The following is a 19,200-nucleotide window of genomic DNA, read 5'->3' on the forward strand; positions in this document are numbered from 1 at the left end:
GCTGGATTCATTACCCACCCAGCAGGACGGTGCCATGACTACTGTGTCGAACCAGACCCACGCGCTCTCGATCAACCCGCTCAACGGCGAGCAGATCGGTCACTACCCCTATGAGTCGGCCGCGCAACTCGATGCCGCGCTCTCGCGTTCTGCCAAGGGCTTCGCCGGCTGGCGCCGCAAGTCCGTGGAACAGCGGGCGCAGTTGTTGATCGCCCTGGGCAAGGCGCTGCGCGACAACGCCACCGCAATGGCCGAGATGATCACCCGGGAAATGGGCAAGCCGATCACCCAGGCCCGTGGCGAAATCGAGAAATGCGCCCAGCTCTGCGACTGGTACGCCGCCCAGGGCCCGGCCATGCTCGCGCCGGAAGCGACCCTGGTGGACAACGGCAAGGCGCGGATCGAATACCGCCCGCTGGGTCCGATCCTTGCCGTGATGCCCTGGAACTTCCCGATCTGGCAGGTGCTGCGCGGTGCGGTGCCGACCCTGCTGGCCGGCAACACCTATGTGCTCAAGCACGCACCGAACGTGATGGGCTGCGCCTACCTGCTGCTCGATGCCTTCAAGCAGGCGGGCTTCCCCGAGGGTGCGTTCGAGGTGATCAACGTGACGCCGGACGGCGTGTCCAAGGCCATCGCCGACCCGCGCATTGCCGCCGTGACCCTGACCGGCAGCGTGCGTGCCGGCACCGCGATCGGCGCCCAGGCCGGTGCGGCCCTGAAGAAGTGCGTACTGGAACTGGGCGGTTCGGACCCGTTCATCGTGCTCAACGATGCCGACCTCGATGCGGCGGTCCGGGCCGCGGTGATCGGTCGCTACCAGAACACCGGGCAGGTCTGTGCGGCGGCCAAGCGCCTGATCATCGAGGAAGGGGTGGTGCAAGCTTTCACCGAGAAGTTCGTCGAGGCGACCCGCCGGTTGGTGATCGGCGATCCGCTGCTGGCCGAAACCTATGTGGGTCCGATGGCGCGTTTCGATCTGCGTGACGAACTGGACCAGCAGGTCCAGGCCACCCTGGCCGAGGGCGCGACCCTGTTGCTGGGCGGCGGCAAGATCGCGGGGCATGGCAACTTCTATGAGCCGACCATCCTCGCCGATGTCACCGACCAGATGACCTCGTTCAAGCAGGAACTGTTCGGGCCAGTGGCCTCGATCATCACCGCGCGGGATGCCCGGCACGCCGTGGAACTGGCCAACGACAGCGACTTCGGCCTGACCTCAACGGTCTACACCGCCAATGTCGCGCTGGCGCAGCAGATCGCCGACGAACTGGAAACCGGTGGCGTGTTCATCAACGGCTACAGCGCTTCCGACCCACGGGTGGCCTTTGGCGGCGTGAAGAAAAGCGGCTTCGGTCGCGAGCTGTCGCACTTCGGCGTACGCGAGTTCTGCAACGCCCAGACCGTGTGGCTGGATCGCAACTGACGGCACGCGCGTACCGGTGGCGAACGGGCTTTGCCGTTCGCCACCCTGTTGATCTGGCGTGAACTCACGCCAGAACACCTCCCCTCCCCATCTGATCCGTATTTTTCTGCACTACCTGCCTCTGTATCGAGATCAGATTCCCCCCGACAATAAGCCTGCCACCCGGCCTCGGGCGGCGCTTCAAGGCAGAGTTCTCCAAGACTCTTTTTCCGCTGTACCGCAACCCTGTGATTCAGGAGGCCTGAAATGGGCAAGATGGCGCTTTTTCTGGGTGGTTTTCTCTTACTGACAATCGCAATCGGCCTGCTGGCCACCATCTCTCCGACCTGAGCCGACTGATACCGCTCATTGGATCGTTCCTACGCTGTAGGAGCGGGTTTTGACTGTGGGAGCGGGCTTGCCCGCGAAGCTGTGACCTGTGACGCAGAGCGTCACGGGCTGCATTCCCACGCAGAGCGTGGGAACGATCTATTGAGCAAGTCATTGACGACAGGATCTTGCAGATCCCGAGGGGGCTGACTCAAGAACGTTCGTATCGCCTGTCGATGTTCTTCTGAAAGATTGTGCATACCCGCCAGTGTCCGGGCAGCCGCGCGGGCCACCTCAAAACGCGGCCCCCCCTCGTCCGCCTGATAATCCCGACAATCCGACAGCAGGGAAATCAGGCATTCCACTCCGTCCTGCCACTTGAAGTGGCCAATGACCTTCGCCAACTCCAGACGAACGTGCGCGCTTTTATCGCTGGCACCGTTGTAGAGCCAATATCTGTTCAACCCCAGGGGCTCGACCAGGCCGGCAAAAAAACTCACGGCATGCCTGCGTACATCGGCATGATCATGCTCCATGAGGCTCGGAAGATGCTTGCGCACACTCACGGCATCCATACGCCCGACGGCCTCTCTCAAGGCCTTGGCGACTGCAAGGTTTTCCAGGTAGTACATTTGCTCGATCAGCTCATGGGGATCGCCATTGCGCTGTGTCTCCAAGCTCAGCAGTTCTTCAACAATTTTCATCGGCTCAAGCTGGAGGAAATCATCGATATCGGGGATATCCAGGTCTTCGCAAATACCTTCGAGATCATGATCCGCCAGGATCAGGGACTGATCATAGGCACGTTTGAGCAGCTCAAGGCTCTCCCTCTCCAAGGCAGACACCTGCGAGGATTGCTCATCCAGGGTCATCGACCAGGCGGGGAGAATCAGATCATGGCGTGGGTGGCCCTCAATCCATTGATACCCGTCATTCCGGCGGCGCATCTGGACGTAAGCCATGGTAAGACGATGAACCAGTTCCTGATCATCATCCAGCATGTTCTTGAACAGAAGCTCAATCGACGCATCGTCAATGCCCTGGAAACTCTGCTCCTGGTAGTCACCCACCTCGTACCGGTGTTCACGTAGCCCGTCCTCGATACCCTCAATCAGACTGAACATCTCATCATCGTAATGAAAAGCACCGGCCAGCGCCGCGCACTGGAAAAGCGCCAGTGTATTAGGTTGGTTGCGACCTGCCGGGGCCGCCCAATTACAGGACTGTGCCCAAGCCTCCCCAAGGTTCCCGCCCAACCCGGTGAGCCAGGTAAAAAGCTGCGGACCGTCATAGACAATGTCGCCATCGATAAATCGATAACGTATCCATGAACTCAAGAGCCGCGGTATCAATGGATCTCTTTCCAATACCCGCCTGAACTCCGGACTCAGCGCCGGCGCACTCCAGTACTTCACCTCTCGCCCGGATGCCACCGGCTTGAATGCTGTCAAATCGCGTAAGAACCGGGCAATGGCGCAACGCTCCGAGCCCCATCTGATGATCCGGTCAAAATAGTAATCGAACTGAAAATCATCGGTGGTAGCAATGCACTTGCGCAGGAACTCATCGACCTTGTCCTGCTGAACACGATTCAGGCGAAGCTTTTGGGGCCACAGACTGCTGATTGCTTCAAGCAGATTTATCAAGGCGTTGAGACAGGCGGGGTCATCGCACCACTGCGCATACAGGGCCTCCACGCACCGGCCCAAGGTCCGTTCCAATACAGCGGGACTGTCGGTAATCACTTCCTCAAAGGCCTCAATGACCTTACCGTGGGCACCGATCTCCTCTTTCTCATCCTCGTCCAGTGTGGAGATCAGGAAATGCTGTACGAAGCGCTCGAGATCAATGGAAAGCGGCGGACTGAGGTCATCCAGGGCACGCCGGATCGTACTCAACCCCTCAAATGAAATACGTTGGTTCCGGCGAATCATCGCCCAGATCACCGTAGCGCACTCCACGCCGCGTTCCGGCCATCCCAGAACTTGCTGACGGACAATCTGGCGAATGCTGGAAACCTGTGCCTGATCGACCAGTTGTTCGATCAATGCAACCGACTCGTCCCCGCAAGCCAGCAAGCCTTTGCAGAAGCGATCGATTGCCAGGGGACTTTGTAGATCCTGGAGCAGCCCGGAACGATACCGCTCAGCGAACGGCAGCATCCATGCCTGGGCTTGCTCAAGCTTCTTTTCCAGGATGTTCCATTTGACGTCATCGCCATAATCGCTATCCGATACTTCACAGGTCAGCGAACGCCACGGTTCTTCATCCTCCCCGACCCGACTCTGACGAAGAATATCGGTACGCGAAGTGATGATGAACAGCTTGTCGGCAGAGGCACGCGCCAGCAACCGAGGGAGTTGAATAACCCATTTGTCCGCATCGGCTTCAAGCTTCGATTGCCCCCAGGGGTCATCGAGATGAAAGACATACAAGCCCCTCTGCGCCAGATAGTGCTCAATTGCGGCAAGCCCTGCCGACTCCCTCACAACCTCATAGGGTCGCTGTCTTTCACGCAGGGCATGAACCATGTTTTTGGCAATCAACGATTTGCCGTAGCCTGGCGGTCCGATCAACATCACCGCATGAAACGTGTCCAACAGCGACTCTGCTCGTGCCAAGGCAGGCGGTGCGATGAACTCGCGCAACTCCTGGTCGCGTACCGCTCCCCCGCCTTCACTGGTGATGACATCCCGAACATGATCACGCGTCAGGGGCTCCACCAGCCCTGCCATACGCCGCTCGACCAAGCGCTCCAACTTATCTATCGCCGCCGGCAGGTTCGAAATCGGTACCTTGCCCCTGGATTCAAGCAAGTCATGAATACGTGCCCGCAGGTCATTTTCAGTCAGATTCTGGATAAGCCCCCAACGACCGGTCAGCGCCTGTTGTTCGGCCTCTATCTCTGTCAGCTTCGGAGGGAGGAACGAAGGGTCCAGTGCCTCATCGACATTTTTAAGCTCGGCTACCGCCAGTTCCCCAGCGACACTGCAATTGGTAATAAAAATATAACGCCGGGAGGGATCCTCCAGCAGCAGTGCCTTTCCCCTGGGCCTGGTACCTGGCCCCGAGGCACTTCGTGCAACCCGGTCCTTGACCAGTTCCGAAAACGCGCTGGCCGTCCAATAGCCCTTTCCACGGTTTTTTATCTGAATCAGTAGTTTATGGACGCCACCAATGCTGACTGTCGATTCCTCGTCATCGATGCAAGCCTCGACGTCTTCCTGCGAGACTGGCTCAACGATGATTTCGTTGCAGCCATCGACACGATTCAACAGCAGTTGCAACGCGATCCATACGGTGACTTTTTTCTGATAGATGAAGCCATGAAAAGCCGGATTGCCATCGCTCCCCTGAGCCCCCCTATCGTTGTAATCATCCATTATGCAATGCACCTTCAACCTTGAATCGATAAACGTCAGGGTATTTCCTGTTTGCGCAATTGTTACAGGCCACCTTCACGGAGGTCCAGTCGCTCACGCAGGAACTCACCAGCACTTTCGCAGGAGTCAGCGCGGTGCGATAGGAGACACCTCAGCCCGCAGCCGCCGGTAGCCAGACCGAAACGCTCAGGCCGCGCTGCCGTACTTCATCGCTGTACCCCAGGCGGATACGCGCGCCGGTGCGCTCGGCAATGGCCTTGATGATCGACAGCCCGAGCCCCGAGCCGACCTCGGTATTGCCCAGGCTGCGGTAGAACGGGTCGAACACCCGCTCGCGCTCCTCGATGGCAATCCCCGGGCCGTTGTCCCGGACCTGCAACAGCACGCCGCCCTGCTCCGCGCTCACCGACAGGTCCACCCGCCCGCCTTGCGGGGTATAGCGGATGGCGTTGTCCACCAGGTTCCTGACCAGGGCCAGCAGGTCGATCTCGTTGAGCGACACCCGCATGTCCTGCTCGCCTTCCACGCCGACATCGATCTGCTTGAGTTCGGCCAGTGGCAAAAGGTCTTCCAGCACGCGGCGGTAGATGCCATGCACGGAGATCGGCGCGGCGGGGGTTGTCGACGTCGATTGCGCCGTGGCCAGCGCCAGCAACTGATCGATAAGGCTCTTGCCGCGCTCGATGCCCCGCTGCAACGGCACCAGCCGCTCGCGGGCGTCCGGCGACAGCTCGGCGGCGGCCAGGCGCTCGGCCTGCAGCGACAACGCGGTCAAGGGTGAACGCAGTTCGTGGGCGGCATCGGCGACAAAACGCCGCTGACTGTCCATCGAGCGGGCCACCCGGTCGAACAGGCGATTGATGGCGAGCACAAAGGAGCGGATTTCACTGGGCAGGTGCCGTTCGTCGATGGGATGCAGGTCCTGCTCGCTGCGCTGGTCGATGTCCTGCGCCAGGACCGCGATCGGACGAAACAGCTTGCGCACCAGGTCGGCCACCACCAGCAACAGTACCGGCAGCAGGATCAGAAAAGGCAGCAGGCCGCGCCAGGCACTTTCCCGGGCATCCTTGTCCCGTGCACCGGTTTCCTGGGCCACGGCGATGCGCTCGCCCGTGCCCAGGGTCTTGACCAGCACGCGAAACGGCTCGCCGCCGACGGTCAGGGTCGCCAGGCCATCGGCCAGGCTCGTCGGCAATGGCAGCGGGCCGCCGTCATCGATATTGCCCGAAGCCCGGGCCCCATCGCGCAGGTACTGGACGACCACCCGCGACTCCTCGTCGTCGTCCCTGATCGACATACCGGGGGCCGACGGACTCAGGGTCATGTTCTGGCGCTCGACCAGCACGGCGACCTGGCGCAGGGTATTGTCCTGCAACTCCAGCGCTTCATCGAACGCCGAGACAAAGGCGAAAATACCCGCCACCACCGCAACGACCAGGATCGCCAGCGACAGGCCGACGGACAGCCTGAGCTGGACGGACTCGCTCAGACGCCTTTTGAAACCATCCATCCCATCCCCCTGACATTCTTGATCACCTGGCTGCCCAGCTTGCGCCGCAGCGCGTGGATCAGAAACTCCACGGCATTGCTTTCCACCTCGTTGCCCCAGCCATAGAGACGATCTTCGAGATCGGCACGGGAAAGAATCGCCCCCGGACGGATCAGCAGCGCCTGGAGCAGCGAAAACTCGCGATTCGACAGTTGCACCTCGGGGTGCTCCGCCGTACTGGCCTGCTTGGACACCAGGTCCAGGGTGACCAGGCCATTGCTCAGCAGCGACAAGGCACTGCCGCCCTTGCGCCGCAGTACCGCACGCATGCGTGCCAGCAATTCGGCCATTTCAAACGGCTTGAGCAGGAAGTCATCGGCACCGCCATCAAGGCCGCGCAGGCGTTGATCGAGGCTGTCGCGGGCGGTGATGATCAGCAACGGCACGGCATTGTCGGCGGAACGAATGCTGTCCAGCACCGCCAGGCCATCCTTGCCGGGCAAGCCCAGGTCCAGCAGCACCAGGTCGTAGTGCTGGGTGTCCAGGGTCGCCAGTGCGGTCAGGCCATTGTTGACCCAGTCGGCGGCATAGCCGGCATCCTTCAGGGCCCCCTGGATCACCTCCCCGATCATCGGGTCATCTTCGACCAGCAGTATGCGCATATCCCTCTCCGACCATCAGCAAGGCCCGGCACCCGCGACGCGGATGCCGAGCCTCTATTGAAGCATCTGTCGCCCGCCGCGTGCAGCGTTTTGACCTGGATGCATGCGGCGGGCGAGCTGGCTGGCGATCACTTGCCGCCTTGCAGGCTCGCGAAGGTCTTCAGCAGATCGGTCATGGCGACCTTGCAGTCGCTCTGCTTCGGCGAACCCGCGCGCAGAGCTTCAAGGGCGTTGTCGATGGCCTTGTCCAGCAGGTGCCAGTCACTGGCGGCACGGGGCTTGATCCCGGCTTCGGCGGAGTCCCAGGCCAGCTCCAGGTCCTTGATCCGTGTTTTTGCACCGGCCAGGTCGTTCTGCTCGACCAACCCGGCAACCTGGCTGGCGATGCCCTGGAAGGCCGACAGGTCGCCCAGCTTGGAGGGCGAGGCATGGCTCGAATCGGCCTGTGCATTGGCCGTGCCGGCCTTGGGGGTATCCGGCGATTTCGAGCAGGCGGTGGCCAGGCTCAACAAGGCGATGGCGCCGACAATGGCGGCTTTGCGAATACTGCTACGAACGGTCAGCATGATGATTCCTTGATAATTGAAATGAGTGAGGTTGAAGACGGGGTCAGTCGGAAACCGGCTTGCGCTGGCCGACGCCGAGCTGGGCGACGATGACCAGCATCAGGATGACGCTGAGGAAGATCGCGCTGGTCCATGCCGCGCCCATGCCGAGGCCGCCATAGGTCTTGGCCTGGGTCAGCAGGTCCCCCAGGGAAGCACCGAACGGACGGGTCAGGATGTAGGCGATCCAGAAGGTCAGGACCGTATTGCCGCCCAGGCGCCAGGCGGCGAATGTGGCGCCGATCAGCACGGCGAAAATCACCGAGCCGAGGGTGAAACCCAGGCCCAGCGCCTCGGTCGCCAGGTCGCCGGCCGCCGTGCCCAGGGCAAAGGTGCAGAGCACGGTCGCCCAATAGAACAGCTCCCGGCGCGGGGTGACGATATCGGCAATCGACAGGCTGCGCTCCAGCCTGAACCAGACCAGGAAATTGATCGCCAGCAGCACGCTGAACACCGCCGTGCTGGCATACAGGCTGATACCCAGCTGGTCGGTGAGCACATCGGTGATCTGCGTACCGACGATGCTCACCAGCACCACGCTCAGCCAGTAGATCCAGGGGGTGTAGGCGCGGGTACGGAGTTGAGCGAACAACGCGATGGCCAGCAGCACGGCCATGCCGATACTGGTCAGGCCCTGGCCCAGCCCGGCATCGACGGCAAGGTAGTCGGCGGCGGTTTCGCCGACGGTGGTGGACATGATCTTGATGACCCAGAACGACAACGTCACTTCGGGGACTTTGTTGAGCCAGTCGGCTCCGGTTAGCGGCTTCATGTGAAGGTTATCTCCCTGGCAGCGCGGCAACTGGCGCTGGGGGGAGACTACCCGGGCAAACTTAGCCGGGACTGAGGCGCGGAGATTTGCCCGTCCGGGCGCTAGAGGCCGCCATCGTCACGCGCCAGGCTTTCGCGCAGGAACTCGATGAACGCCTGCACCGGCCGCGACGCCTGGCGGTGCTGCGGATACACCGCCGACAAGCGCAGTGGCTCGGGGCGCAGGGAGTCGAGCAAGGTCACCAGGCGGCCGTCGCGCAAGGCCGCGTCGACGATAAAGGTCGGCAGGTAGGCAATGCCCATGCCGGCGATGGCCGCATCCCTGAGCAATTCGCCGTTGTTGACCCGCATGCGCCCCGTGACATTGACCACCACCGGCTTGCCCTGCCCCTCGAAACGCCACTGCACCTGGCGGCCATGGCCATAGGGCAGGCAATCGTGGGCATGCAGGTCGTCGGGCTTGAGGGGTGTACCGCGTTCGGCCAGGTAGGCCGGGCTGGCGCAGTACACCCGGTCGATGGTGGCGATGCGCCGGGCAATCAGGCTCGAATCCTCCAGCACGCCTATGCGCAGCGCCAGGTCATAGCCCTCGCCGAGCAGATCCACCGGACGGTCGCTGAGGTCGACTTCGACAGTGACGTCACGGTAACGCTTGAGAAATGCCGGCAGCAGCGATCCCAGGTGAGCCAGGGCAAACGACAGGGGCGCACTCAGGCGAAGGGTGCCGCGCGGCTCGGCGGTCTGGCCGGCGATGCCCTGCTCCATGTGCTCGACTTCGGCGAGCAGGCGCAAGGCGGATTCGTAGTAGCTCTGCCCCAGGGGCGTGACATCCAGGCGGCGGGTCGAGCGATTGAGCAGGCGCACCCCGAGGCGTTCCTCCAGTTGCATCAGGCGACGACTGACGAACTGCTTGGACAGGCCCAGTTGATCCGCTGCCGCGGTGAAACTGCCCGAGTCCATGACCTGGCAGAACATACGCATGTCTTCGAAAGGGTTCATTGTCACGCTCGGGTTGACAGCAAGCCCCTTTATAACGACTTTTTTCCTTCCTCACATCTCATAATCGGTAACCACGAAACCTGTGGGGGCCTTAGCGCCGAGCCCCTTCCTGTTCCCGACCACTGCAGGAGCTGGCCTGCCTGGACGCCGCATCGCAGCCATGAGGCCCTTGAGCCTTGTGCTGCCCGTGCGTACGCCATCGCCAGCAAGCCGGCTCCCGCCGGTCGGTGCCTCACCGCCAGGTCCCGGGCGGCACCGACATGGCCGTTACTTGGCTGTCAGTGCCGAGTAGCTGTTCATCAGGTTGCGGTAGTTCGGGATGCGCGGCGACAGCAGGTTCGCCAGGCCTTCCATGTCGTTGCGCCAGTCGCCTTGCAGCTCGCACGCCACCGAGAACCAGTTGACCAGTTGCGCACCGGCGGCGGTCATCCGCGCCCAGGCCGCCTGCTGCACGGTTTCGTTGAAGGTACCCGAGGCATCGGTGACCACGAACACTTCAAAGCCTTCGGCCAGGGCCGACAAGGTCGGGAAGGTCACGCAGACATCGGTCACGACGCCGGCGATGATCAACTGCTTGCGACCGGTAGCCTTTACCGCCTTGACGAAATCGGCGTTGTCCCAGGCATTGATCTGGCCTGGACGGGGAATGTACGGCGCGTCCGGGAACAGTTCCTTGAGCTCCGGCACCATCGGGCCGTTCGGGCCATTTTCGAAGCTGGTGGTGAGGATGGTCGGCAGTTTGAAGAACTTCGCCAGGTCGGCCAGGGCCAGGACATTGTTCTTGAACTCGTTCGGCGAGAAATCCTGCACCAGCGAGATCAGGCCGGTCTGGTGGTCGACCAGCAGGACCACCGCGTCGTCTTTGTTCAGGCGTTTGTAGGGAACGTTGCTCATGTGAAACTCCTTGGTGACGTGAGAGTACAGTGGGCGCCGGCCATACGGTCCGGCGCCGATGGGGAATCAGAAGGCAAAACACGAACAGCCGAATGCGCCCCAGAATCCCTGGAAGTCGCTGACCGGCGCATTCGACAGGCGCGCCCGCTCATGGCTGTGGGAGTGCACGGCGCAGGGACCGCTGCACTGGTGGACCTGGGCCTGCAGCGGCGAAGTCGGACGCCAGTGCCCCGGCACCTTCGCCACCGGTGACCAGTCCGGCAGCACCGGCAGGCCGGCCGGGCCGAGCTTCTCGAAGTCGCCGGCGGCGTAGACCACCTTGCCACCGACCACCGTCAGCACCGACTCGATCCACTTGATGGCCTCTTCCTCGACCTTGAAGTAGTCCGCGCTCAGCGCCGCCAGATCGGCCAGCTGGCCGACCTTGATCTGGCCCTTGCTGCCCTGCTCGGAGGAAAACCAGGCGCTGCCGTGGGTGAACAGCTCCAGGGCGGTCTGGCGCGACAGGCCTTCCTCATGCAGGGCCAGGCCGCCAACCGTGCGTCCACTGACCATCCAGTACAGCGAGGTCCACGGGTTGTAGCTGGACACCCGCGTGGCATCGGTGCCCGCGCCTACCGGCACGCCTTCGGCGAGCATGCGCTTGATCGGCGGCGTGGCCTCGGCGGCCTTGGCGCCGTAGCGCTCGACGAAATATTCGCCCTGGAACGCCATGCGGTCCTGGATCGCGATGCCGCCGCCCAGGGCCCGCACCCGCTCGATGTTCTGCGGGGTGATGGTCTCGGCATGGTCGAAGAACCACGGCAGGCCGTTGAACGGGATATCGCGGTTGACCTTCTCGAACACGTCGAGCATGCGGCTGATGGATTCGTTGTAGGTGGCGTGCAGGCGGAACGGCCAGCGCTGCTCGACCAGGTGGCGCACCACCGGCTCCAGTTCCTGTTCCATGGTCTGCGGCAGGTCGGGGCGTGGTTCGAGGAAGTCTTCGAAGTCCGCCGCCGAGAAAACCAGCATTTCGCCGGCGCCGTTGTGACGCAGGAAGTCATCGCCCTGATGCAACTTGACGCTGCCGGTCCAGTTCTTGAAGTCGGCCAGTTCTTCCTTGGGCTTCTGGGTGAACAGGTTGTAGGCGATGCGCACCGTCAACTGCCGGTCCCTGGCCAATTGCTCGATCACCGCGTAGTCGTCGGGGTAGTTCTGGAAGCCGCCGCCGGCATCGATGGCGCTGGTCAGGCCGAGACGGTTGAGTTCGCGCATGAACTGGCGCGTAGAGTTGACCTGGTATTCCAGCGGCAGCTTGGGGCCCTTGGCGAGGGTCGAGTAGAGAATCATCGCGTTGGGGCGGGCCACCAGCATGCCGGTCGGTTCGCCGTTGGCATCGCGGACGATCTCGCCACCCGGCGGGTTCGGCGTGTCGCGGGTGTAGCCGGCCACGCGCAAGGCGGCCCGGTTGAGCAAGGCGCGGTCATACAGGTGCAGCACGAATACCGGGGTATCCGGCGCGGCCTGGTTCAGCTCCGCCAGGGTCGGCATGCGCTTCTCGGCGAACTGGAATTCGTTCCAGCCGCCCACCACCCGCACCCACTGGGGCGTCGGCGTGCGCTCGGCCTGGTCCTTGAGCATGCGCAAGGCATCGGCCAGGGACGGTACGCCTTCCCAGCGCAGTTCGAGATTGTAGTTCAGGCCGCCACGGATCAGGTGCAGGTGCGAGTCGTTGAGGCCGGGGATCACGCAGCGGCCCTTGAGGTCGATGACCTGGGTGTCGCTACCGCGCAGGGCCATGGCCTGGGCATCGCTGCCGACCGTCACGAAGCGCCCGTCGCGGATGGCCACGGCACTGGCCAGGGGCTTTTCACGGTCGACGGTATGAAATTGACCATTGAACAGAATCAGATCGGCGTTCATCGCGTTTCCTTCGACAGAGTGAGCATGGAGAAAGGATCGTCCCTGGTATCAGGCATGGCGCCAGGCCCCGGCAAGGCGCTCGCCGAGCGCCAGCCGTCCGGGGCCGGCAATCAGAAGACTGGTGAACAGGATCAGCAGCAGCCAGCCGAACTGGCCTTCGGCGATCGTCCATTGCGGATGCACGATCAGCAGCGCCACCCACAGCACACAGAGAATAGGCAAGCAGGCCAGACGCACCAGTACGCCAGCGATAATCAGCAGCGGGCAGAACACCTCGGCGAAGATCGCCAGGCCCAGGGTCAGGTCGGCGCCCAGGTGGAAAGGATCTTCGATGTTCTGCAGTTCGCTGCTGTAGTGCAGCAGTTTCGGCAGGCCATGGACCCACAACAGGAACAGCCCGGCGCTGACCCGCAGGAACAACCATCCAAGATCCCGAGCCCGTTCATCCCGGCGCAAAGCGTCCATGAGCCACCCATCGCAATGAAAAACCACCGGCGTGGTGACGCCGGACTGTCGGTGGATAGTGCGGCGACGGGGCAGGGAAAAATTGAATGTACGTGCTCTCTTTCCCGTGGGCGCCCCTAGGGCGTCCGGATGTCCAGCGGCGCGGACATGAACTGCGCGATCCGCGAGCGCAGCCAGCGTTCCGCCGGGTCGTTGTCGTGGACCCCGCTCCAGGCCATGGACAGTTGCGCGGCATCGATGGGAAACGGCGGATCCTCGGCCCGCAACGCACAGCCCTCGACCAGGGCGCAGGCGGCGTAGTCGGGCACGGTGGCGATCATCTCGGTGCCGGCCAGCAGGGCCCGCAGGCCACTGAACTGCGGAACACCCAGGACCACGCGCCGGCTGCGGCCGACCTTGGCCAGGTCGAGGTCGATATTGCCGCTCAGGTCGCCGGAGAACGACACCATCGCGTGGGGCCGCTCGCAGTACTCATCCAGGGTCAGCAGGCCGGGTCGCTTGTCCCCGCGCAGCACCTTGCAGGGAATGTCGCGCAGGGTCTTGCGCTTGGCATTGGCCGGCAGTTCGGTGGTGTAGCTGACCCCGACCGAAATCTCCCCGGAGGCCAGCAGCGCGGGCATCAGCAGGTAGTTGGCCCGGCGTACCACCACGACTATCCCCGGCGCCTCCTCGCGCAACCGGCTCAGCAGGGGCGGAAACAGGCCGAACTCGGCGTCGTCGGAAAGACCGATGCGAAACACATCGCCGCTGGTCGCCGGATCGAATGCCTTGGCCCGGCTCACCGCCCCGGAAATGGTGTCCATCGCCGGTTGCAGCTCCTTGAGGATGGCCTGGGCCCGTGCCGTCGGCTCCATGCCACGGCCATTGCGCAACAGCAACGGATCGTCGAACAGGTCGCGCAGGCGCCCCAGGGCGGCACTCACCGCCGGCTGGCCCATGAAGAGTTTTTCGGCGACCCGGGTCAGGTTCTTCTCGAACATCAAGGCCTCGAAAATCACCAACAGGTTCATGTCGACGCGGCGCAGGTCGTTTCGGTTCATCGGCGCAATCTCCTTGCAGGTTCAGTCGGGCTGGCGCCTCCAGTCTGCGCCTGCGCCCGCCTTCGATACTTGCAGCGGTGTGCTGACTTGCGCGGGGGCGGCCCCGCGCGACGAGCACGACCCGAAATTAACAACGTTTAACTCGCCGGTTCGCGCCCCCCGCCCAAGAATGAAGTGCCCTGCCCTCTCATCGGTTTTTCCGGAGAAACGGCGCTGACCCGACGTGCTGTGCGCCAGCGCCTGCTCCCGACACGGACATTGCTTATGATTCCACTTCAGCACAACAGCGTCCCCTCCTTTGCCAGCGAAACGCGGGCACCCACCCCGGGCGGCCTGGCCCCCTGGCGGGAAAACCTGGTCAAGCAACTGATTCTCGAGCGTCTGAGCGAGCCCCTGGAAGTCACCGAGCTGGTCCGGGCCTGTGCGCTGTCGCGCAGCCACTTCTCCCGCGCCTTCAAATGCACGACCGGCCTGTCCCCCCAGGACTGGATCCGCCAGCAACGCATCCTGCGCGCCAAGCAACTGATCCGCGACACCGACCTGAGCCTGACGCAGATCAGCCTGGAATGCGGTTTCTGCGACCAGTCGCATTTCTGTCACATCTTCACCCGCAGCGAAGGCATCAACCCGTTTGCCTGGCGTTGCCAGAAGCTGGGCACCGCTCCTGCCCCGCAGGCGACACGCCACCTGTGCTACGTCGAACGGCCGGTTTCTCGATAATCCGCCAGGTGCCACAGGGCCTCGGCCCACCGCGCCACCCTCCCCCCTGTGACAGCTCCCCGCATTGCCCATCGCCCGGCCCCGCGGGCCTGTTCGTCCGTTGCCTGCCGGGAGATTGCGCAGCGGACAAAACCTGAGGAATATACTCGGGCACCGCGACAGGCCACGGCGGCGACCACAGGACATGCAGCAGGAGCCAACCGTTGAACCTTTCTCCCGAGCAGACCGTGCGTTTCGGGCCCTACCGGATCCACCCCGGGCAACGCCTGGTCATGGAAGCCGAGCGCCCCCTGCGCCTGGGACGACGAGCCATGGATATCCTGTTGATCCTGCTGGAGCACGCGGGCCAGGTGGTCAGCAAACAGACCCTGATGACCCGGGTCTGGCCCAACAGCGTGGTCGAGGACATCAACCTGCGAGTGCACATGGCCGCGCTGCGCAAGGCCCTGGGCGACGGTCAGGCCGGCCAGCGTTATATCGTGACCGTAGCCCAGCGCGGCTACAGCTTTGTCGCGCCGTACCAACTGGACGTCCGTCAGGTCCCGCCGCAAAACCTCGCCCCAACGCTCCAGGGCCATAACCTGCCGGTGCGTCGGACCCGCATGATCGGCCGCCAGCCGTTGCTCGACAGCCTGTTGCAGCACCTGCCACGCCAGCGTTTCATTACCCTGGTCGGCCCCGGCGGCATCGGCAAGACCACCCTGGCCCTGAGCGTGGCCGAACAACTGATCGGGGCCTACCGCGACGGCATCCGCCTGCTGGACCTGGCACCGCTCACCGACCCGGCCATGCTCGGCAGTCACCTGGCGACGCTGCTCGGGGTCGGCCTGCCCGACGGCGACGCCATTGCCCTTCTCGTCGGCGCCCTGCGCGAGCGCCAGATGCTGCTGGTGATCGACAATTGCGAGCACCTGCTCGACAGCGTCGCCCTGCTCTGCGAAAGCATCCTGCGCGGCGCGCCCCAGGTGCATATCCTGACCACCAGCCGCGAGAGCCTGCGGGCCGAAGGCGAATTCGTCCAGCGCCTGGAGTCACTGGATTGCCCGCCCGCCATCGCGCCCCTGGATCGTCGCCAGGCCTTGGGCTTTCCAGCCCTGCAACTGTTCGTCGAACGCGCCATGGCCAGCCTGGACAACTTCGAACTGACGGAAGCCGAACTGCCGCTGGCCATCGAGATCTGTCGCCGCCTGGACGGTATTCCCCTCGCCATCGAACTGGCGGCCGCCCAGGTCGACCGCTTCGGCCTGGGCGGCCTGCTGGCGCAGTTGCAGGGCAGTTTTCGCCTGCTGGCCCAGGACGGCCTGACGACGCCCGCGCGCCATCAGACATTGCGCGCCACCCTCGACTGGAGCTTCGCCCTGCTCAGCCCCGGCGAACAGATCTGCCTGCGCCGGCTGGGCATCTTCAGGGGTGGCTTTACCCTGGCCTCGGCCGCGGCGGTGGTCATCGGCGCGCACGTCGAAGCCCGCGAGGTCTTCGCCTCGATCACCCAACTGGTCGCCAAATCCCTGCTGAACGTGGAGGTCGGCGATGAGCAGGTGTTCTACCGCCTGCTGGACACCACCCGCGACTATGCCCTGGAAAAACTCGACCTCGCCTGCGAGTTGCCCGGCACCCGCCGGGCCCACGCCGAACGTTGCCTGGCCCTGATGGAACAGGCCCAGGCCGAGTGGCCGGACACCGCCACCGAGGTGTGGATCGAGCGCTACGCCCGGAGCCTGGAAGACCTGCGCGCGGCCCTGGAATGGGGACTGGGCCCTCGGGGCCCGGAAGCCCTGGCGGTCAGCCTGACCGTGGCCTCGACCCCGCTGTGGCAGGAGTTGTCGTTGCTCAGGGAGCATGGCGACCATGTGCGCAAGGCCCTGGCACGCCTGGAAACCTCGACGCAACCGTGCCCGCGCCTGAGCATCGCCCTCAAGCTGGCATTGGGCAGTTCCTGCTACCACACCCAGGGCGGCAGCCGCGAAACCATCGATGCCTTCAGCAGCGCCCGTGACTTGGCCGAACACCACCATGACGTGAACGGCCAGCTGCGCGCCGTGTCCGGCCATATGGCGGTCAATCTCAGTTGCGGCAACTACCGTGAAGCCCTGCGACAGAGCCGGCAGTTCGATCGACTGGGCTTGCACGACGACGCGTTGCTGTCCCTCAGCACCCATCGCCTGCGGGTCCTGGCGCTGCATTTCGCCGGCCACCAGGAACGGGCCCGCGATCACGCCGAGCAGGTGATCCAGCGCATGGCCCACAGCGGCCACCTGAACCGGTTCACCCATGGTTTCGGCGTCCAGTACGATCAGAGCGTGGCGTCGTTGACCATCCTGGCGCGCATCCTCTGGTTGCAGGGCTACCCGGAACAGGCCTGGAAGACCGCGCGCCAGGCCCTGGACATCGCGTTGCAGATCAATCACGGCACCTCGGTGTGCTACACCCTGGCCCTATCCGGTTGCCCGATCGCCCACTGCAACGGCGATACCCGCACCGCCCGTGACCTCCTGCGGCTGCTGCTGGAACGGGCCCGGCAGCATTCGGTGCTGCTGTTCCACACCTGGGGCCAGCACTACGCCCAGGTGATCGAGAACACGGCATCGGCATCTGCGCCGTCGCCCGCCAGTGGCCTGGTCAAGGAGATCATGGTCACCCTCGACCACCGTCTGGTCGACGACACCTTGCTGGAGCGGGCCGAGAGCGGCGCGGCAGGCTGGAGCACCGCGGAAATCCTGCGCGCCAGGGCGCAGGTGCTGTTGGCGGAACAGGCCCCGGACGCGGCGCAGGCGCTGCTGCTCAAGGCCCTGGAGGTGGCACGAGCCCAGGGGGCACTGGCCTGGGAGCTGCGCAGCGCTGTCACCCTGGCCCGGCTCTGGCGGCAACAGGGACGCGTGCAGTCGGCTCATGACCTGCTCGCCCCGATCCATGCCCGCTTCAGCGAGGGTTTTGCCACGCCGGACCTGATCAGCGCCCGGCAATTGCTCGATGTGTTGCCGCTGCGCCAGTCAGCCTGAAGCCCGTGGCGCCTGGCGAAGGTAGTCGGCATGACGCCGCTCCAGGACGGTTTTTTGTCCGCTGCGCTCGAGCCGTTCCAGAGCGTAGCCGCGGGTGGTGTTGAGGAACCGATAGCGGGTCACGCCGCCGCGACGCGTCACCGCCAGCAAGGACTTGTGCGCCAGCCGTGGCACCAGTTCCAGCAGTTGCCCCGGGCCCAGTCGTGCGCAACCACAGACCGCGAGGACGGCGTCCAGGGTAAAGCCCGGCTTGAACACCGCGAGGCGCTGCAACAGCGTCTGTTCATCGGCGCTCAGGCGTTCATAGCTCCAGTCCAGCGCCGCCTTCAGGCTCTGGTGCCGTGACACGGCGGTCCGTCGCCCCTGGGTCAGCAACTGACAACAGTTGCCCAGTTGGGCCTGCACGCCAACCAGTGCCAGGGCGTCGATCTGCGCAGCCGCCAACTCGATGGCCAAGGGCAGGCCGTCGAGTCGCCGGCAAATCTCGCGCACCGCCACCAGGTCGCGTTCGCGCAGGACAAACCCCTGCTGGCAGGCCCGGACCCTGCTGACAAACAGCTGTACCGCCGAATAGCCCATCACCTCGGCGACGCTGCCCAGCGCGCTAGCCGGCGGCGTCGTCAGGGCCGGCAGGCGCTGGACGGTTTCGCCGATGGCCAGCAACGGCTCGCGGCTGGTGACCAGCACCGCCAACCGCGGCGAGTCGAGCAAGAGTTGCTCGACCAGGTGGCGACAAGGCTCGAGCAGGTGCTCGCAGTTGTCCAGCAGCAGCAAGGCCTGCTGGGGCACCAGTGCTTGCAGGCCGCCCTGCAACCCCAGGGTCTGTACCAGGTGATCGACCAGGTATGCCGGATCATCGACGGTCGACAGGTCGATCATCCAGACACCGTCGCGGTAATGCTCCAGGAGCAGTTCGGCGACCCGCAGGGCCAGGGTGGTCTTGCCGATACCGGCCGGTCCCACCAGGGTCAGGCAGCGCCGGACCGGCAACTGCCGGACCAGACTGCCGACCAGCGCATCACGCCCGATCACCGCTGTCAGCCGCGACGGCAGGTTGTGCCGGGGCGGGTGCAGCCCCTCGACGGCCATCGGCAGCGCTTCGTGTTCGTGCCGGACCGGGGCAACGAAACTGTAGCCGCGCTGGGGCAGGTTGACGATGTAGCGCTGGCCGTCCTGGCCGTCACCCAGGGCCCGGCGCAAGGCAGCGATATGCACCCGCAGGTTGATGTCCTCGACCACCGAGTTCGGCCAGACCCGGGCGATCAGTTCGTCCTTGCCGACCACTTCGCCAGCGTGTTCGAGCAGCACCTGGAGAATGTCCAGCGCCCGCCCGCCCATGCGCAGCGGCCGATCCCCGGCCAGGACCAGGCGCCGGCCCAGGTGAAAGGCGTGGTTGCCAAAATGCAGCACCGTGGCGCCGTGTGACTGTCTGAGACTGTTCATGCCCGTTCACTTGCTGATGGACCCGGCCAGGGATGACCGGCACGAGGTGAGTGTCGCCAGAGAATACAGCATCGGCGTGATAAAACTGTC

The 19,200-nt window shown here is 64.1% G+C and carries 14 protein-coding genes; 3 read left to right on the plus strand and 11 right to left on the minus strand.

What is annotated here, in order from left to right; translation table 11 throughout:
• Positions 1-34 precede the first annotated feature (34 nt).
• A complete protein-coding gene (locus ACL9RJ_RS14735; RefSeq protein ID WP_422765394.1) occupies positions 35-1,426 on the plus strand; it encodes an aldehyde dehydrogenase family protein in 1,392 nt (463 codons plus the stop codon).
• 431 nt (positions 1,427-1,857) lie between these two features.
• On the opposite strand, the gene ACL9RJ_RS14740 is transcribed toward ACL9RJ_RS14735, so the two are convergent.
• From ACL9RJ_RS14740 to ACL9RJ_RS14785, 10 genes are all read right to left on the minus strand, one after another.
• On the minus strand, positions 1,858-5,118 hold the full coding sequence (locus ACL9RJ_RS14740; protein WP_103033069.1) for a hypothetical protein: 3,261 nt from the start codon (positions 5,116-5,118) through the stop codon (positions 1,858-1,860).
• 151 nt (positions 5,119-5,269) lie between these two features.
• On the minus strand, positions 5,270-6,628 hold the full coding sequence (locus tag ACL9RJ_RS14745; RefSeq protein ID WP_017128887.1) for an ATP-binding protein: 1,359 nt from the start codon (positions 6,626-6,628) through the stop codon (positions 5,270-5,272).
• Entirely contained in the window at positions 6,604-7,269 is a 666-nt protein-coding gene (locus ACL9RJ_RS14750; protein WP_017128886.1) for a response regulator, read from the minus strand. The genes ACL9RJ_RS14745 and ACL9RJ_RS14750 overlap by 25 nt, the downstream gene beginning before the upstream one ends.
• Before the next feature lie 128 nt (positions 7,270-7,397).
• Entirely contained in the window at positions 7,398-7,835 is a 438-nt protein-coding gene (locus ACL9RJ_RS14755) for a hypothetical protein (RefSeq protein ID WP_178992038.1), read from the minus strand.
• Positions 7,836-7,878: 43 nt separating this feature from the next.
• On the minus strand, positions 7,879-8,646 hold the full coding sequence (locus ACL9RJ_RS14760; protein WP_017128884.1) for a membrane protein: 768 nt from the start codon (positions 8,644-8,646) through the stop codon (positions 7,879-7,881).
• Positions 8,647-8,747: 101 nt separating this feature from the next.
• On the minus strand, positions 8,748-9,644 hold the full coding sequence (locus ACL9RJ_RS14765; RefSeq protein WP_017128883.1) for a LysR family transcriptional regulator: 897 nt from the start codon (positions 9,642-9,644) through the stop codon (positions 8,748-8,750).
• A 267-nt stretch (positions 9,645-9,911) separates the two neighbouring features.
• Complete coding sequence (ycaC, locus tag ACL9RJ_RS14770; protein WP_017128882.1) at positions 9,912-10,538, minus strand: isochorismate family cysteine hydrolase YcaC; 627 nt, start codon at positions 10,536-10,538, stop codon at positions 9,912-9,914.
• A gap of 66 nt (positions 10,539-10,604) precedes the next feature.
• Positions 10,605-12,443, minus strand: a complete 1,839-nt coding sequence (locus tag ACL9RJ_RS14775) for an amidohydrolase (protein WP_017128881.1) — start codon at positions 12,441-12,443, stop codon at positions 10,605-10,607.
• A 48-nt stretch (positions 12,444-12,491) separates the two neighbouring features.
• On the minus strand, positions 12,492-12,908 hold the full coding sequence (locus ACL9RJ_RS14780; RefSeq protein ID WP_042936721.1) for a DoxX family protein: 417 nt from the start codon (positions 12,906-12,908) through the stop codon (positions 12,492-12,494).
• A 116-nt stretch (positions 12,909-13,024) separates the two neighbouring features.
• Complete coding sequence (locus ACL9RJ_RS14785) at positions 13,025-13,948, minus strand: LysR family transcriptional regulator (protein ID WP_017128879.1); 924 nt, start codon at positions 13,946-13,948, stop codon at positions 13,025-13,027.
• A gap of 264 nt (positions 13,949-14,212) precedes the next feature.
• On the opposite strand from ACL9RJ_RS14785, the gene ACL9RJ_RS14790 reads away from it, so the two are divergent.
• Together ACL9RJ_RS14790 and ACL9RJ_RS14795 are read left to right on the plus strand one after the other, a co-directional pair.
• Entirely contained in the window at positions 14,213-14,668 is a 456-nt protein-coding gene (locus ACL9RJ_RS14790; RefSeq protein WP_422765395.1) for a helix-turn-helix domain-containing protein, read from the plus strand.
• 203 nt (positions 14,669-14,871) lie between these two features.
• The gene (locus ACL9RJ_RS14795) at positions 14,872-17,667 is read left to right on the plus strand and encodes an ATP-binding protein (protein WP_178992034.1); all 2,796 of its coding nucleotides are present in this window, start codon (positions 14,872-14,874) and stop codon (positions 17,665-17,667) included.
• Here ACL9RJ_RS14795 and ACL9RJ_RS14800 read toward each other — a convergent pair.
• A complete protein-coding gene (locus tag ACL9RJ_RS14800; protein WP_422765396.1) occupies positions 17,659-19,110 on the minus strand; it encodes an ATP-binding protein in 1,452 nt (483 codons plus the stop codon). The genes ACL9RJ_RS14795 and ACL9RJ_RS14800 overlap by 9 nt on opposite strands.
• Between the last annotated feature and the right edge of the window lie 90 nt (positions 19,111-19,200).

Source organism: Pseudomonas sp. Mn2068, from assembly GCF_049319725.1.
GTDB classification, from domain to species: Bacteria; Pseudomonadota; Gammaproteobacteria; order Pseudomonadales; family Pseudomonadaceae; genus Aquipseudomonas; species Aquipseudomonas gingeri.